This is a genomic window from Pseudonocardia autotrophica (assembly GCF_003945385.1).
Taxonomy (GTDB): Bacteria; Actinomycetota; Actinomycetes; order Mycobacteriales; family Pseudonocardiaceae; genus Pseudonocardia; species Pseudonocardia autotrophica.
In genome coordinates this window covers 5,102,675-5,118,757 of record NZ_AP018920.1, presented here as the reverse complement: position 1 = coordinate 5,118,757, position 16,083 = coordinate 5,102,675, and the positions used below count along the sequence as shown (strand labels likewise).

16 protein-coding genes are annotated in these 16,083 nt (G+C 73.0%); 12 read left to right on the top strand and 4 right to left on the bottom strand.

The genetic code is table 11. The features are described 5' to 3' along the window. Positions 1–40 precede the first annotated feature (40 nt). From ndk to dapA, 4 genes are all read left to right on the top strand, one after another. Entirely contained in the window at positions 41–451 is a 411-nt protein-coding gene (gene ndk, locus Pdca_RS23905; RefSeq protein ID WP_085913255.1) for a nucleoside-diphosphate kinase, read from the top strand. Continuing rightward, on the top strand, positions 448–975 hold the full coding sequence (locus Pdca_RS23900) for a GNAT family N-acetyltransferase (RefSeq protein ID WP_085913199.1): 528 nt from the start codon (positions 448–450) through the stop codon (positions 973–975). Before ndk ends, Pdca_RS23900 begins: the two co-directional genes overlap by 4 nt. 69 nt (positions 976–1,044) lie before the next feature. Next, positions 1,045–1,821, top strand: coding sequence for a hypothetical protein (locus Pdca_RS23895; RefSeq protein ID WP_085913256.1), 777 nt, complete (start codon positions 1,045–1,047; stop codon positions 1,819–1,821). 92 nt (positions 1,822–1,913) lie between these two features. Further along, positions 1,914–2,792 (top strand): 4-hydroxy-tetrahydrodipicolinate synthase, encoded by an 879-nt coding sequence (gene dapA / locus Pdca_RS23890; protein WP_085913200.1) that lies wholly within the window; start codon positions 1,914–1,916, stop codon positions 2,790–2,792. 7 nt (positions 2,793–2,799) lie between these two features. Here dapA and Pdca_RS23885 read toward each other — a convergent pair whose 3' ends face one another. Continuing rightward, entirely contained in the window at positions 2,800–3,609 is an 810-nt protein-coding gene (locus Pdca_RS23885) for a MerR family transcriptional regulator (RefSeq protein WP_158092177.1), read from the bottom strand. Between the two features lie 142 nt (positions 3,610–3,751). Between Pdca_RS23885 and Pdca_RS23880 the strand changes: the two genes are divergently transcribed. After that, positions 3,752–4,759 carry a ferredoxin reductase gene (locus Pdca_RS23880; RefSeq protein WP_232021161.1) on the top strand — a complete coding sequence of 336 codons (1,008 nt, stop codon included), beginning with the start codon at positions 3,752–3,754 and terminating at the stop codon, positions 4,757–4,759. Between the two features lie 158 nt (positions 4,760–4,917). Continuing rightward, on the top strand, positions 4,918–6,102 hold the full coding sequence (locus Pdca_RS23875; protein ID WP_085913203.1) for a fatty acid desaturase family protein: 1,185 nt from the start codon (positions 4,918–4,920) through the stop codon (positions 6,100–6,102). Between the two features lie 117 nt (positions 6,103–6,219). On the opposite strand, the gene Pdca_RS23870 is transcribed toward Pdca_RS23875, so the two are convergent. Then, on the bottom strand, positions 6,220–6,612 hold the full coding sequence (locus Pdca_RS23870; RefSeq protein ID WP_085913204.1) for a nuclear transport factor 2 family protein: 393 nt from the start codon (positions 6,610–6,612) through the stop codon (positions 6,220–6,222). Between the two features lie 145 nt (positions 6,613–6,757). On the opposite strand from Pdca_RS23870, the gene Pdca_RS23865 reads away from it, so the two are divergent. From Pdca_RS23865 to Pdca_RS23850, 4 genes are all read left to right on the top strand, one after another. Next, positions 6,758–7,576, top strand: coding sequence for a helix-turn-helix domain-containing protein (locus Pdca_RS23865; RefSeq protein WP_166665854.1), 819 nt, complete (start codon positions 6,758–6,760; stop codon positions 7,574–7,576). Positions 7,577–7,646: 70 nt separating this feature from the next. Next, on the top strand, positions 7,647–8,093 hold the full coding sequence (locus Pdca_RS23860; protein WP_085913205.1) for a hypothetical protein: 447 nt from the start codon (positions 7,647–7,649) through the stop codon (positions 8,091–8,093). Positions 8,094–8,154: 61 nt separating this feature from the next. Next, the gene (locus Pdca_RS23855) at positions 8,155–10,134 is read left to right on the top strand and encodes a TIGR03960 family B12-binding radical SAM protein (RefSeq protein ID WP_085913206.1); all 1,980 of its coding nucleotides are present in this window, start codon (positions 8,155–8,157) and stop codon (positions 10,132–10,134) included. Next, a complete protein-coding gene (locus tag Pdca_RS23850) occupies positions 10,127–10,687 on the top strand; it encodes a GNAT family N-acetyltransferase (RefSeq protein WP_232021160.1) in 561 nt (186 codons plus the stop codon). Before Pdca_RS23855 ends, Pdca_RS23850 begins: the two co-directional genes overlap by 8 nt. Before the next feature lie 7 nt (positions 10,688–10,694). Here Pdca_RS23850 and Pdca_RS23845 read toward each other — a convergent pair whose 3' ends face one another. Together Pdca_RS23845 and Pdca_RS38070 are read right to left on the bottom strand one after the other, a co-directional pair. After that, positions 10,695–11,216: an OsmC family protein gene (locus Pdca_RS23845; RefSeq protein WP_232021159.1), complete on the bottom strand. Its 522-nt coding sequence runs from the start codon at positions 11,214–11,216 to the stop codon at positions 10,695–10,697. Beyond that, positions 11,191–11,325: a putative leader peptide gene (locus tag Pdca_RS38070; RefSeq protein WP_373865516.1), complete on the bottom strand. Its 135-nt coding sequence runs from the start codon at positions 11,323–11,325 to the stop codon at positions 11,191–11,193. Before Pdca_RS38070 ends, Pdca_RS23845 begins: the two co-directional genes overlap by 26 nt. 206 nt (positions 11,326–11,531) lie before the next feature. Between Pdca_RS38070 and Pdca_RS23840 the strand changes: the two genes are divergently transcribed. Together Pdca_RS23840 and Pdca_RS23835 are read left to right on the top strand one after the other, a co-directional pair. Further along, on the top strand, positions 11,532–12,350 hold the full coding sequence (locus tag Pdca_RS23840) for a TIGR03936 family radical SAM-associated protein (protein ID WP_174824337.1): 819 nt from the start codon (positions 11,532–11,534) through the stop codon (positions 12,348–12,350). Between the two features lie 169 nt (positions 12,351–12,519). Beyond that, positions 12,520–15,996, top strand: a complete 3,477-nt coding sequence (locus Pdca_RS23835) for a translation initiation factor IF-2 N-terminal domain-containing protein (protein ID WP_085913208.1) — start codon at positions 12,520–12,522, stop codon at positions 15,994–15,996. Positions 15,997–16,083 lie beyond the last annotated feature (87 nt).

Sequence of the window (16,083 nt, the reverse complement as noted above, 5' to 3'; positions counted from 1 at the left end):
GGGTCCGGTGACGGCACCGGCCGTCGTTACCCTGACGGGCGTGACTGAACGCACTCTCGTCCTGGTCAAGCCCGACGGGGTCTCGCGCAAGCTCGTCGGTGAGGTCGTCTCCCGCATCGAGCGCAAGGGCCTCGATCTCGTCGCACTCGACCTGCGCACCGTCGACCGTGAGCTGGCCACCCAGCACTACGCCGAGCACGACGGCAAGCCCTTCTTCGAGGAGCTGATCTCCTTCATCACCTCCGGCCCGGTGCTCGCCGCGGTCGTCGAGGGTCCGCGGGCGATCGCCGCCTGGCGCCAGGTGGCCGGCGGGACCGACCCGGTCGAGAAGGCGGCGCCGGGCAGCATCCGGGGCGACCTGGCCCTGGAGACCGGCTCGAACCTGGTGCACGGCTCGGACGCGCCGGCCTCGGCCGACCGGGAGATCAAGCTCTGGTTCCCGAACCTGTGACGGCGCAGGTCGGCGTCCCGCGCAGGATCGTCGACCCGCACCCGGACACCGCCCGCGCGCTCGGTGAGCTCTGGATCGCCGTCACCGAGGCGGGCGGCGCCGTCGACTTCGTGCCCGGCTGGGATCCCGCCGAGATCCGGGGCCTGGCCGCGGCCACGATCGACGGCGTCCGGTCGGGGGCGCTGCGGATGCTCGTCCTCGGCGACGAGACGGCCCCCGACGGCACGGTCTTCCTGGCCCGCGGCAGCGGCATCGCCGCGCACCGCGCGGACGTGCAGCGGCTCATGGTCCGGCCGGATCTGCAGGGCCGTGGGCTCGGCACGGTCCTGCTGGAGGCCGCCGTCGCGCACGGTCGGGAGATGGGCGTCGAGATGCTCACGCTCGGTGCCCGCGGCGGGACGTCGCTGCCCGCCTTCTACACCGCCCGCGGCTTCGTCGAGTACGGCCTGCTCCCGCGTGGGGTGCGGCTCGGCGCCGAGGACGTCCGCGACGTGCACCTGTTCGTGTTCCCGCTGACCTCCTGACGACCTGATGATCGTGTGACGCCCGTTGGCCGGATGGCAGACGGGCCGGTTGGGGTTCACCATGTGCGGATGACGGTGCTCACTCCTCGCCCGACCACCGCAGACCTCGTACGCGGCGTGCTGGTGGCGGCGTTCGCGATCGTGCAGGTGCTGGTCTCGGCATTCGGCGGGGCCGGGGTCGGGGAGGTGGCCCGCGCCTACGACACCCCGCTGCTCGCGGCCGGCTGGGCGTTCTCCATCTGGGGCCTGATCTACCTGGGGTTCCTCGCCTACGCCGGATACGCGCTGCTGCCCGCCCAGCGTGGCCGGGCGGTGCACCGCCGGGTCGGCTGGTGGCTCGCCGCGTCGGCGGTGCTGAACCCGCTGTGGATCCTGGCGTTCTCGAACGGCTGGGTGATCACCGCGCAGCTGGTGCTGATCGCGCTGGTCGTCGTGCTGGCCGTGACCTACGGGCGGCTGTCCCGGGAGACCGCGCAGGGCTGGACGGAGCGGCTGGTCTTCCGGCTGCCGGTGGCGCTGTACCTGGGCTGGGCGTCGTGTGCGCTGCTGCTCGGGCTGATGGCGGCCGGGGTGGCGGTCGGCCTGCCGAGCGAGGGCGCACTCCCGCAGACGGCCGCGGTGCTGCTGCTGGTGATGTTGACCGCGGTGGTGCTGTCGGTGATCGGCACGACGGCCGGGTTCGCCGGGTTCGCCGCCGCCGTGGTGTGGGCGCTCGTCGCGATCGCGGCGAACGACCGCCCGGTCGCGGTCGCGCTGGTCGCGGTGGTGGCGGCGGTACTGGTGGCGGTGCAGGCCGCGCGCCGCATCCGGCGCTCGGTGGAGCCGGCCCGGCTCGCATTCGGCTGAGCCCGCCGGCCCGGGGTCCGTTACCCGCTGGAACTCTCCCAGCTACTTGCTACCGTCTGGCCGGGACGGCAGAGGTACCAGGAGGTTTCGGCATGATCACCGGAAGCATCGTCGCGATCGTGACCCCCATGCACGACGACGGCGAGGTCGACCACACGGCGCTCGGTGAGCTCGTCGAACGGCAGATCGACGCCGGCACGTCCGCGATCGTCTCGGTCGGCACGACCGGTGAGTCGTCGACGCTCTCGGTGCTCGAGCACACCGAGGTGATGCGTCGCACGATCCAGGTGGCGAACGGCCGGGTGCCGGTGATCGCCGGCACCGGCGCGAACTCGACCGACGAGGCGATCCACCTGACCCGGGCGGCCCGTGCGGCCGGTGCCGACGGCGCGCTGCTGGTCACGCCGTACTACAACAAGCCTCCGCAGGAGGGCCTCTACCAGCACTTCAAGCGGATCGCCGAGACCGTCGCGATCCCGCAGTACCTGTACAACGTCCCCGGCCGGACGGCATGCGACCTGCTCCCGTCGACGGTCGCGCGGCTCGCCGAGATCCCGAACATCGTGGGGCTCAAGGAGGCCAAGGGCGATCTGGACCGGGTGCGTGAGCTGGTCGCGCTCGGGCTCGACGACTTCGCCCTCTACTCCGGCGACGACGGCACCGCCCGTGCCTCGATGCTGGCCGGCTTCCACGGCGACATCTCGGTGACGGCGAACGTCGCCCCCGAGCCGATGGCGCGGATGTGCAAGGCCGCGGTCGCCGGCGACGCCGAGACGTCGTCCGCGCTGGACGCGGACCTGGCGGGCCTGCACTCGGCGCTGTTCTCCGAGCCGAACCCGATCCCGGTCAAGTGGGCGCTCGCCGAGCTGGGCCTGATGCCCGGCGGGATCCGGCTGCCGCTGGTGCCGCTGGACGAGTGGCACCACGAGGACGTCCGGGCGGCGCTGCGGGCTGCGGGACTGCTGAACTGACGGCTGCTCAGGCCGGGTCGGGTGCGCCCGCCCCGGCCTCGGCGTCCGGTCCGCTGGTCGGCCCGGCGCTGCTGGTGCGCACGTTGCGCACGATGTCCCGGCCGAAGGTCACGTCGACCCGTTCGGCGACGGCCAGCTCCAGCACGGCGATCATGACCTCGCCGGAGATCTGACGCAGCCGCTCGATCGTCTCGTAGACCCGGGGCCACTGGTCGTCCGGACGTCCGGACGCGTCGAAGGGCTGCCAGATCTCGCCGAGGAACAGATCGACGTAGAGCTTCGCGACGGCGTCGGCGTGCTTGCGGACCTGCTCGACGACGTCCAGCGAGCGGGTGATCGGGATGCCCAGGCCGGTCAGCTCGGCCGCAGCGGTCATCAGCCGCGGGCTGATCTCCTCGTAGGTGTCCTCGCCGACCTCGCGCAGCAGGCCCATCTTCACCCCGCGCTTGGCGAGGCCGGTGTCGGTCGACTCGTAGCGCTGCGCGAGCTCGGCGAGATGAACCATCTGCCGGGTCTCGGGGGCGAACAGCGCGCGGACGGTCCGGATGAACTGCACGACCTGCTCGGTGGAGCCACCGGTGGTGTCGAGCAGCTTCTTGATGGTGTCGAGCTTGACGCCCTCGTCCTGCAGGTCCTTGATCAGTTCCAGCCGGGCGGCGTGCCCCGGGCCGTAGTAGCCGGTCCGGGCCCGTACCTCGGGCGGCGGGAGCAGCCCGCGCGACTGATAGGCACGGATGTTGCGCACCGTGACTCCGCTGGCGTGGGCCAGCTCGTCGATGGTGCGCCATCCCTCCAGGTCAGCGTCCTCGTCCACCATGACATGAACCGTAGCACTAACCCATGTGACACAGGCGACCGATCGTTGCGGGTTGCTATGTGACATCAAGTTGTGCAGAGTTGATGTCATGTTCCGATCCGCTGCTTCGGCTCCCGCCCGGCCCCGGCGGCTGCTGGCTGCCGTGAGCGCGCTCACCACGCCGCTGCTGCCCGAGGACTTCCTGACCCTGTTCGATCCGCTGTGGTCGACGACGTCGCTGCGCGGCCGGGTCGTGGCGCGGCGCAGGGAGACCGACCGGGCCGTGTCGGTCACGATCGAACCCGGCCGGGCCTGGGCCGGCCACCGGGCAGGCCAGTACGTCGGGATCGGGATCGACGTCGACGGCGTCCGGTACCGCCGCAGCTACTCGCTGTCCTCGCCGGAGACGGCCGAACACCTCACGGTCACCGTGCAGGAGGTGCCGGGCGGGGTGGTCTCCACCGAGCTCGTCCGCAACGTGCCGATCGGCACCGTCGTCGAGCTGGAGCAGGCGGCAGGTGGGTTCACCCTGCCCGATCCGCTGCCCGGCAGGCTGCTGTTCGTGACCGCGGGCAGCGGGATCACCCCGGTGATGAGCATGCTCCGCACGCTCGCCGCGGCCGCCGCACCGATGCCCGACATCGTGCTCGTGCACAGCGCCCGCACCCCGCAGGACACGATCTTCGCCGCCGAGCTCGCCGGGCTCGCCGCCCGGCATCCGTCGCTGCGCGTGGTGCAGCGGCACAGCGGGGTCACCGGGCGGCTCGATCCGGCGAGCCTGGACGCCGCCGTACCCGACCGGGCCGCCCGCACCGTGTACGCCTGCGGCCCGGACGGGCTGCTCGACGCCCTCACCGACGCCTGGGACGACGTCGTGGTCGAGCGGTTCACCCCGCCCGCACGGGAGAGCGAGGGGACCGGCGGCACCGTCGAGCTCGGTGACAGCACCGTCGAGGTGCAGCCGGGCCAGAGCCTGCTGGAGGCCGGCGAGTCGGCCGGGAAGATCATGCCCAGCGGGTGCCGGATGGGCATCTGCTTCGGCTGTGTGCTGCCGCTGCGCGAGGGCCGGGTCCGCGATCTGCGGACCGGGCAGGCGCACGGGGAGCCCGGCGATCTCGTCCAGACCTGCATCAACTCCGCCTGCGGCCCGGCGAGCATCGACCTGCCCTGAGCACGGCGGACCGCGCCCGGCCCCTCCGGCCGCCACCCGGTCCCCGCGACGGGGCCACTCCGTCGCCCCGGGCCGGCGCGCCACCGGCCGGCACCACCGACCGTCACCGGAGCCCGGATCGTCCGGCCCGGCTTCCCATCGACCCGAGGAGGTCCACCATGACCGCCACGCTCGACACCACCGTCACCGACTCCGAGCCCGGCCCGGAGGAGACCGGCCTCGTCCGGCAGCCGCAGCGGCCGCTGCTGGAGCTCGTCCCCTCGACCCGGCGCGCGGACGTGCAGGCCACCACCGCGCTGACCGCCGAGCAGATCGAGGAGCTGGGCCGCCGGCTCGACGCCATCCGGGACCGCGTCCTCGACGAGCGCGGCGCGTCCGACGCCGCCTACATCCGTGACGTCATCGGCAAGCAGCGGGCGCTGGAGATCGGCGGGCGCGCACTGCTGTTCGCCGGCGTCCTGCCGCCGGCCTGGATCGCCGGCACGGCCATGCTCTCGATCGCCAAGATCCTGGAGAACATGGAGATCGGGCACAACGTCATGCACGGCCAGTGGGACTGGATGCGCGATCCCAAGATCCACTCGTCGACGTGGGAGTGGGACAACGTCTCCTCGTCGGCCGAGTGGAAGCACTCGCACAACTACCTGCACCACACCTACACCAACGTCGTCGGCAAGGACCGCGACGTCGGCTACGGGATCCTGCGGCTGTCCGAGGAGCAGCGGTGGACGCCCTACTACCTGGGCAACCCGCTCTACAACTTCCTGTTGAGCCTGTTCTTCGAGTACGGCGTCGCGCTGCACGACCTGGAGGTCGAGAAGGTCGCCGCGGGGGAGAAGTCCTGGTCGCGGGTGTGGCAGCAGGTCAAGTCGATCGGCCGCAAGACGGGCAGGCAGGTCTTCAAGGACTACCTGGCGTTCCCGGCGCTGGCCGGACCGTTCTTCCTGCCGGTGCTCGCCGGGAACCTCACCGCGAACGTCGTGCGCAACGTCTGGTCGCACGCGGTGATCTTCTGTGGGCACTTCCCGGCCGGGGCGGTGCAGTTCTCCGAGGAGCAGCTGGCCGACGAGAGCCGAGGCGAGTGGTACGTCCGGCAGCTGCTCGGCTCGGCGAACCTCGACGGCGGCCGGTTCTTCCACCTGATGACCGGCCAGCTCAGCTTCCAGATCGAGCACCACCTGTTCCCGGATCTGCCGAGCAACCGCTACGCCGAGATCGCTCCCGAGGTGCGGTCGCTCTGCGAGGAGTACGGGCTGGAGTACACCTCCGGGCCGCTGTGGAAGCAGTACCTGCAGGTGCTCGGCACGATCAACCGGCTGGCGCTGCCCAACGGGAAGCGCTGAGCCCGCTGTGCACCGAGCCCCCGCCGAGCCCGCTGTGCCGACAGCGCCCGCCGTGCCCACGGCGCCCACCGGATCCCGAGGTACCCGGTTCCGGTGGGCACGGCGGCGGCCCGGTGCTCAGGGGGCGGGGACCGCGTCCAGGAATCCGTGGACCTGCTCGATCCGGCCCTCGGCGTCCAGCACGATCACGTCGAAACCGATCACCGGAGGTTCCGCCCCGCTCGCGTAGCTCTCCGGCGGTGCGGCCTGCCAGCGGAACCGGGCCCGGTCGTGGTGGGCGTCGATGTCGCCCAGCAGCCGGAACTCGAAACCCGGCAGCCGGTCCTGGACGGTCCCGAGGAACCCGTCGACGCCGTCGTGGCCGGTGACATCGGCGAGCGGATCGACGTAGCGGCAGCCCGGTGCGAACAGCTCGGCGACGAGCCGGCGCCGGGCACCCGGGTCGGTCCGGTTGAAGGCCTCGACGTAGCGCCGGGCGAGTGCGGTGAAGTCGGTCGTCGTCTCGGTCACGGTGTGCTCCTCGGGATCGGATGGGTCGGCGGTCTGCCGGGACCGAGCCTGGACCGGACCCCCGGGGCCGGGCGATGACCTGGGAGGTAACGACGCCGCATTACCTCCCGGGTAGTCGAACTCGGGCGGCCGTATGGCTAGCGTGATGCCGGTGACCAGCGCGAACGTCCGTCCGTCCCGGAACGCAGGCCCGGGGGAGATGCTCCGGTTCTGGCGGGCCCGGCGGCGCCGCAGCCAGATGGACGTGGCGCTCGCGGCCGGCGTCTCCACCCGGCACCTGAGCTTCGTCGAGACCGGCCGCTCCGGTGCCAGCCGGGAACTGCTGGGCGCGCTCGCCGAGCAGCTGGAGATCCCGTTGCGCGAGCGCAACGCGCTGCTGCTCGCCGCGGGTTTCGCGCCCGCCTACGCCGAGCGCCCGCTCGACGACCCGGATCTCGCGCCGGTCCGAGCGGCTCTGGAACAGCTGGTCGCGGCGCACGAGCCGTATCCGGCGCTGGTCGTCGACCGCTGGGGTGACGTGCAGCTGGCCGGAAGATCCGTCACGTCCCTGCTCGGCGGGCTCGATCCGGTCGTGCTCGGGCCACCGGTGAACGTCTACCGGGCCTGCCTGCACCCGGGCGGTCTCGCGCCACGGATCCGGAACCTCGCGCAGTGGCGGGAGCACCTGCTGCACCGTCTGGAACGGCAGATCCGGGTCACCGCCGACCCACGGCTCGGTGCGCTGCTCGCCGAGTGCCGCGACTACCCGGCCCCGCCGGAGACCGCGCTGCCCTCGGCCGGTTCCGACGTGGTGCTCCCGATGCTGCTCGACACCCCGGCGGGCACGCTGGCGTTCCACTCGACGCTGACGACGTTCGGTGCCCCGCACGACGTCACCCTCGCCGAACTCGCACTGGAGACCTTCCTGCCGGCCGACGAGGCGACCCGCGCCGCCCTGCAGGCGATGTCAGGCGAATTGTCGTGAACGCGTCCGGTGCGGGCAGCCGACCCGCTAATCTCCGCGGTGTCCTATAAGGGAAGTTCGGGGGGACCTCATGCGGAGCTTCAGCGGGATGCTGGTCGGGGTGATCGGGGTCGGGACCGGCCTCGCGTTGCTGGGCAACGGTATGGAGTCGACCCGCCGCGCGATGGCGATGTTCGCGATGGGGCAGATCCCGCTCGGTGCGCTCACGATGCTGCTCGGCGGTGCGGTGCTCGGCCTGCTCGCCGGGCTGGCGCGGCGGATGCCCGCCGCGCCGGTGACCGCGGGTGCCGTGCTGCTCGCCGCCGGCGCCCTGTCGATGGTCGCCCCCGGTGAGATCTACAGCCTGCTCGGCCCGGGTGGCATCGGCGACGTGATCCTGCTGCAGATGGGGACCGCCTTCGGGGCGCTGCTCGTCGTCGCGGTGCTCGTCGCCCGGCGGCAGACGAGCGCTACCCCGTCGGCGCCGGAGAGCGGTGGGCCGCGTCCGTCGTCCGGTAGCGGCCCGGTCGTGCACTGAGCGGGTGCCCGCCACCGACCCGCCGGGTCGTCCCGTTCGGACGGGGCTACCCTGGTGCAGCGTGGCACCCACCTCCGTATTCCCCGCCCTCGAGTCGATCCTGCCCCGTGTCTCGAAGCCGGTGCAGTACGTCGGCGGTGAAGGGAACTCGCAGGTCAAGCCCTGGGACTCGGTCTCGGTCCGGTGGGCACTGCTCTACCCCGACGCCTATGAGGTCGGTCTGCCCAACCAGGGCGTCCAGATCCTCTACGAGGTACTCAACGAACGGGCCGACGCGCTCGCCGAGCGGTGTTACGCGGTCTGGCCCGATCTCGAGGAGCTGATGCGGGAACGCGGGGTCCCCGCGTTCACCGTCGACGCGCACCACGCGATCGGCGACTTCGACGTGCTGGGCGTCTCGTTCTCCACCGAGCTCGGCTACACGAACCTGCTCACCACCCTCGATCTCGCCGGGACCCCGCTGCACGCGGCGGACCGGGACGAGACCCATCCGGTCGTCGTCGCCGGTGGGCACGCGGCCTTCAACCCGGAGCCGGTGGCGGACTTCGTCGATGTCGCCGCGCTCGGCGACGGCGAGGAGGTCGTCGGCGACATCACCGACGTCGTGCGGGACTGGAAGGCGCAGGGACGACCGGGCGGGCGCCGGGAGCTGCTGCTGCGGTTGTCCTCGACACCGGGCTGCTACGTGCCGTCCCTCTACGACGTGAGCTACGCCGACGACGGCCACATCGCCGCGGTGACCCCGGCCGACGAGCGGGTTCCCGCGAGCGTCCAGAAGCGCACCACGATCGAGCTGGACGACTGGCCGTACCCGAAGAAGCCGCTGGTCCCGCTGGCCGAGACGGTGCACGAGCGGGCGTCGGTGGAAATCTTCCGCGGCTGCACCCGCGGCTGCCGGTTCTGCCAGGCCGGGATGATCACCCGGCCGGTGCGGGAGCGGTCGCTGCAGGGGATCGGGGAGATGGTCGACGCGGCCGTGCGCGCGTCCGGGTTCGACGAGGTCGGCCTGCTGTCGCTGTCCTCGGCCGATCACTCCGAGATCGCCGAGGTGACCAAGGGCCTCGCCGACCGCTACGAGGGCACCAACACCTCGCTGTCGCTGCCGAGCACCCGGGTCGACGCGTTCAACATCGACCTCGCCAACGAGATCTCCCGCAACGGCCGCCGGTCCGGTCTGACCTTCGCCCCCGAGGGCGGCTCCGAGCGGATCCGCCGGGTGATCAACAAGATGGTGTCCGAGGACGACCTGATCCGGACCTGCGCGGAGGCGTTCTCGCAGGGCTGGCGCCAGGTCAAGCTCTACTTCATGTGCGGGCTGCCGACCGAGACCGACGAGGACGTCCTGGAGATCGCCGGCATGGCCTACCGGGTGATCGAGGCGGGGCGCCGGGCGTCCGGCCGCAACGACGTCCGGTGCACGATCTCGATCGGCGGGTTCGTCCCGAAGCCGCACACCCCGTTCCAGTGGGCGTCGCAGTGCCACCCCGAGGTGGTCGACGCCCGGCTGCGGAAGCTGCGCGAAGCGGTGAACGCCGACCGGAAGATCGGCCGTAACATCGGTATGCGCTACCACGACGGCGAGCCCTCGCTGATCGAGGGGCTGCTCGCCCGCGGTGATCGCCGGGTCGGCGCGGTGATCGAACGCGTGTGGCGCGACGGCGGCCGGTTCGACGGCTGGTCCGAGCACTTCTCCTACCGCCGCTGGGTCGACTCGGCGGCCCAGGCACTGGAGCCGATGGGCGTCGACCTGGACTGGTACACCACCCGGGAGCGGTTCGCCGGCGAGATCCTGCCGTGGGACCACCTCGACTCCGGCCTGGAGCGGGACTGGCTCTGGGAGGACTGGCAGGAGGCACTCGCCGGCCGCGAGCAGGACGACTGCCGTTGGACGCCGTGCTTCGACTGCGGGGTGTGCCCGTCCACCGGCACCGACATCGAGGTGGGGCCCAGCGGTACCACCTTGCTGCCTCTGACGGTGGTGAACCCGACGGCGTCGGCGGGCGCGATGGCGCAGGGGGCTCGGCAGGGATCGGGTGACTGAGACGACGGGAGCGTCGAGCGGTCTGTCCTCCATCCCCGATCGGGGCTCGGGTGCCGGTGGCTCCGAGTGGGAACACGGCGGACGGCGGCTGCGGGTCCGGGTCGCCGACGAGCGCGATGTCGCCGGGCTGGCCCGGCTGCGCCGGCAGTGGCTGGAGGAGCGCGCGGGGCGGCCGGTGGCCGATCCCGGGTTCGAGGAGGCGTTCGCCGCCTGGTGGCGGGTCGAGCAGCCACGCCGGGCGTTCTGGATCGCCGAGGCGGGCAGCGAGCGCGCCGGATACACCGCGATCGGCTCGATCAACGTGTTGGAGACCGTGCAGATGCCGCGGCCGGGCGGCCGGGGCACCCGGACCGGCCAGGTCGGCAACGCGTTCGTGCTCGGCTCGTTCGCCGAGGCGGGGGTGCCGCGTGCACTGCTCGCAGCGGTCGTCGCGCACGCCCACGACCGCGGCTACCGGCGGTTGATGCTGGCCCCGACGGCGGGCAGCACCGCGTTCTACCGGCGGGCCGGGTTCCGGCCCGCCGGTGACACGCTGCTGGTGCTGGAGCAGTAGCAGCCGGTCAGGCCGGTGCGGAGGTGCTGACCGGGGTCGGGTTGCGGAACAGGTCGAGCACCGGGCAGTGCGCGTCCACCGTCTCGCGCAGCCGCCGGTAGTCGTCCTCGGACGCGGGGCCACGGAGATCGACGACCAGCCGCACCTCGCCGAAGCCGGGGCGGACGCCGTCGTCGAGACCGAAGAAGCCGCGGACGTCGAGATCACCCTCGACGTCGACCTGCACGTCGTCGAGCGGGATGCCGAGCTTCGCCGCCCAGAACCGGTAGGTCACCACCTGGCAGGACAGCAGTCCGGCCAGTGCGAACTCGACCGGGTTCGGGGCGGCGTCGGCGCCGCCGAGCGCGGGCGGCTCGTCGACGAGCACGTCGTGGCGGCCGATCCGGATCGCGGAACGGACCCCCTCGCCGCCGGAGCCGGTGGCGCGGAACAGCGCGTGGGCGTTGTCGGGGTCGGTGTCGACGGCGCGGGTGGTGGCGGCGACGATCTCGCTCAGTGCGGCGTCACGCGGGGTCTGGGTGCTGGTCACGGGAGGTCCTCTCAGGGCGATGCGACGGGTCGGCGGGGCAGCGGGCGCGACAGATCGCGCTCGCGGTGCGGAGCAGGTCCACATGGCGCCGTCGTACGCCGACGAACATCACGTCTCCTCGAGAGGCCCGGACAGTGGTGATCCGACCGTACGACGGGCCCGGGCCCGGGGGCGACGTGATGTCCGCCGACCGGGACACCCGTCCGGACATCCCGGGGGAGGGGATCGGAGGTGGCGGTCCCGCACGTCCGGCTCGACGGCCCGGACCGCCACCGCGCGGCGCCCGCCACGACCGGGGGCTCCTAGACTCCCCGCATGGCACGCGTGAAGGCAGGAGCGGCGGCGAACCCGGCACCTCCGACGGTGCAGCGGGTGCGCCTGCGCTTCGCCAAACGCGGCCGGCTGCGCTTCCTGTCGCACCGTGACATCGCCCGTAGCTTCGAGCGGGCGGTGCGGCGCGCCGGCGTCCCGGTGTCGCACTCGCACGGTTTCAGCCCGCATCCGCGGCTGTCCTGGGTCGGCGCGGCGCCGACCGGCGCGGCCAGCGAGGCCGAGTACGTCGAGATGGGCGTGACCCGTGAGGTCGATCCGGAGCTGCTCCGGGAGGCGCTGGACCGGGCGCTACCCGACGGGCTGGACGTGCTGGCGGCCGTGGTCGCGCAGCCGCCGGCGCTGGCCGACCGGATCGACGCGGCCCGGTGGCGGCTCGAGATCCGCGGCGTGTCGCACGCCGAGGCCACCGCTGCGGTGGCCGCACTCCTGGAGCGGGACTCGGTGACCGTGACCCGCGTCACGCCGTCCGGTCGCAAGGAGATCGACGTCCGGGCGGCCCTGGTGGCGCTGGTGGTCGAACCGCAGGTGAACGACGAAGCGGCGGATCATGCACCGGCCGACGTGGCGGGTTCCCCGGGTCCGGCGACCGGCTGTGCGATACTGACCGCGGTCGTTCGGCAGACCACACCGACCGTTCGACCCGATGACGTGCTGGGTGCACTCAGCGTTGTCGCAGACCTGACGCCACCGGTTCCGGTGACGGCCACCCGGTTGGCGCAGGGCCTGCTCGACGACGGGGGTGACCTGGTGGATCCGCTCGGATCGGCACCGGCGACTCGGGGCCGGCCCGGAACGTCCTGACACGGGCGGCGTGGAGCTGCCGGCACGCCGTCGAGCAAGCACCCCGTAGATCCGGGGCAGCGACACCAGATGTGCCGCACCGCGCACCCGCGCGAGCTGCGGAACGAGTACGCGCAAGGTCCCTGCGTGGCCGCCTCCGACGTGAGGCGCCCGGGGGCGAAGGAGCTGAATGTCCGTGAACGACGCGCCCGCCGGTGACACCGGCGGGCCCTCCGGTGTGTCGGAGCCCGCGCCCAGCCAGGACCTGCCGGAGAAGATGCGGGTCCACGCACTGGCCAAGCTGCTCGGAAGGGCCAGCCGGGACGTCCTGGGTGCCCTGAGCGGGCTGGGCCACGAGATCCGCAGCGCCCAGTCCAGCATCACCCGTGCGATGGCCGAGCAGGTCATCGCCGCGCTGGCCCCCGCGACGGCCGACCCCGCGACGGCGGCCCCGGCACCCGAGGCCCCGGCCGTGCCCGCGGCACCCGAGCCGGCCACCGCGCCGGACCCGGTGGTCGACGACGGCGCCGACGTCGCAGCGGCCGCGGAGCGGCTCGGTGACCGCGAGGAACCGCAGGCGGCCCCGCTCGCCCCGGTGTTCGCGATGCCGATGTTCCAGGCTCCCACCACGCCCGTGCCGGCCCCCGTCACTCCCGCCGAGCCGGACTCCGGCTCGGGCTCCGGATCAGGCTCCGGCTCCGGCTCCGGCTCCGAGGAGGAGTCCGGCGGTCGGAAGCGCCGGGGTCGCAAGAGCAAGCGGGACGACGACCGTTCCGCCGCGCCGTCCGCCGACGAGCAGGAGTCCTCGGCAACCGACGACGCGACCGGCGGCGACCCGGACTCCGGGCCCGACGCCGGCGGCGAGGACGACGACGACGAGGGCGCCCGCCGCAGGCGCCGTCGCGGCCGCCGTGGCCGTGGCCGCGGCAAGGGCGGCGACGACCTGGGCGAGAACGACACCGACGGCGAGTCCGGTGACGACGACACGGCCGACGACTCGGCCGATTCGGCCGATGAGGCCGAGCGGTCGTCCGACGGCGACGGCGAGACCGACGGCCCCGACGGTGGCGACGACCAGTCGTCCGGCTCCCGGCGTCGTCGGCGCCGGCGGCGCCGTGGCGGTTCGGACGTCGAGGATCGTTCCGAGGACGACCCGCCGAACACCGTGACGAAGGTCCGTGAGGCGCGCCAGGAGCAGTCCGGCGGCGGCTCGGCCGCCGACGACGGCGTGCAGAGCGTCCGTGGTTCCACCCGTCTGGAGGCGAAGCGTCAGCGTCGCCGGGACGGGCGCGACGCGGGCCGCCGTCGCCCGCCGATCCTGTCCGAGGCCGAGTTCCTGGCCCGCCGCGAGTCGGTCGACCGGCAGATGGTCGTCCGGCAGCTCGCGGACCGCACCGAGATCGGGGTGCTCGAGGACGAGGTCCTCGTCGAGCACTTCATCGCAGGCGGCGGTTCGACCGCCGGCGGCATGGTCGGCAACATCTACCTCGGCCGGGTGCAGAACGTGCTGCCCTCGATGGAGGCGGCCTTCGTCGACATCGGGCGTGGCCGCAACGCCGTGCTCTACGCCGGTGAGGTGAACTGGGACGCGGCCGGTCTCAACGGCAAGGCCCGCAAGATCGAGCAGGCGCTGTCCTCCGGCGACCAGGTGCTGGTCCAGGTCACCAAGGACCCGGTCGGGCACAAGGGTGCCCGGCTGACCACCCAGATCTCGCTGGCCGGGCGGTTCCTGGTCTACGTGCCCTCCGGCGGTGCCGCCGGGATCTCCCGCAAGCTGCCCGACACCGAGCGCAAGCGGCTCAAGGACATGCTCAAGGAGATCGTCCCGGCCGAGGCCGGTGTGATCATCCGGACGGCGTCCGAGGGTGTTTCACACGAGGCGCTCGAGCGCGACGTGCGCCGGCTGCAGGCGCAGTGGGAGATCGTCAAGGAGAAGTCCGAGAAGACCGGCAAGGGTGCCCCGAAGGCGCCGACGCTCCTCTACGAGGAGCCGGACATGCTGGTGAAGGTCGTCCGCGACCAGTTCAACGAGGACTTCTCGAAGCTGATCATCTCCGGCGACGACGCCTGGGAGACCGTCTCCGGCTACGTCCGGCACGTCGCACCGGAGCTGACGGAACGCATGCACCGGCACACCGGTCCGTCCGACGTGTTCACCGAGCACCGGATCGACGAGCAGCTGCTCAAGGCGCTCGACCGCAAGGTCTGGCTCCCCTCCGGCGGCACGCTGGTGATCGACCGGACCGAGGCGATGACCGTCGTCGACGTCAACACCGGCAAGTTCACCGGGTCCGGGGGCAACCTCGAGGAGACCGTCACCCGGAACAACCTGGAGGCGGCCGAGGAGATCGTCCGTCAGCTCCGGCTGCGCGACATCGGCGGGATCATCGTCGTCGACTTCATCGACATGGTGCTCGAGGCCAACCGGGATCTGGTGCTGCGCCGGCTCACCGAGTGCCTGGCCCGCGACCGCACCCGCCACCAGGTGGCGGAGGTGACCTCGCTCGGGCTGGTCCAGATGACCCGTAAGCGGGTCGGCGGGGGCCTGCTGGAGCACTTCTCGACGCCGTGCGAGCACTGCCGCGGCCGCGGCGTGATCGTGTCGACCGACCCGATCGGCGACCAGCACGGCAGTGCCAACGGCAACGGCAACGGCCGCGCGGCCGGGGGCGGCGGCAGCAACGGCTCCGCCGGCGGCTCCAACTCCAACAGCAACGCCAACGGAAACAGCGGCGGCAACGGAAACGGCGAGGACGGTGGTGGACGCCGCCGTCGCCGCCGGGGTGGTGGCAACGGCGACTCCGGGAACGGGCAGCAGTCCGAGACCCACGAGACCGCCGCGGACCGTTCCGGCGCCGAGCGCAACGGCCATGACCAGCAGGACAGCGGCGACCGGTCGGTCGACACCAGCTCCGCCGTCGCCGGGGTGGCGGCGGTGGCCGCCGGTCTCGGTGTGCGCGGCGAGGAGCCGGGCGGCGGGGCCGCGACGGTGACCGATCCGGCGCCCGCACCGGTGACCGATCCGGCGCCCGCACGGGTGACCGATCCGGCGCCCGCACCGGTGACCGACCCGGCGCCCGCACCGGCACCGGGCGCTGATCCGGACGACGTGGCCGTCGCCCAGCCGATCGGCGAGCTCACCGGCTCGGCGCCGAAGGCCGGGCGGACCGCCTCCGGGCGGCGCCGCGCCGCGACCCGCTCCGCAGGTGCTCCGTCCGCGCCGGGCTCCGCTGCGGCCGAGGTGACCACGGCTGCCGCGGCTGCGTCCCAGGCCGACGGACCCACCGCCGCCGGGGCCGGCACTGCCGCTGGGACCGACACCGCTGCGGCTACCGCCACCGGATCGGCTCCCACCGGGGCGCCGGCGACCGCGGCCACCCCGGATCCGGAGACCGGCACCGGGTCAGCCGCCGAGGGCGCGCCGGCCCAGGCCGAGCCGGCCCCGCGCCGGCGCCGGGTCAGCCGGACGGCGGGTGCCCCCGCGGCGACCGTCGATCCGGTCGTCATCACGACTCCCACCCCGAGCACCGACTCGTCGGGCACGCAGGACGGCCCCGCCGCACCTGCCGTTCCCGAGCAGCCGGAGCCTGCGGCGGTGGTGTCCCGGCCGCGTCGTGCGCGCCGGGCAGCCTCCCGTCCCGCGGGTCCGCCCCAGGACGGGGGGTGAGTGCGGCCCCGGCGACGGGGTCGCGTACTCTTGACCGACAGAAGCCACGCCTCTGTGTCCGGGCCTCCTGGCCTGGATCGACACAGT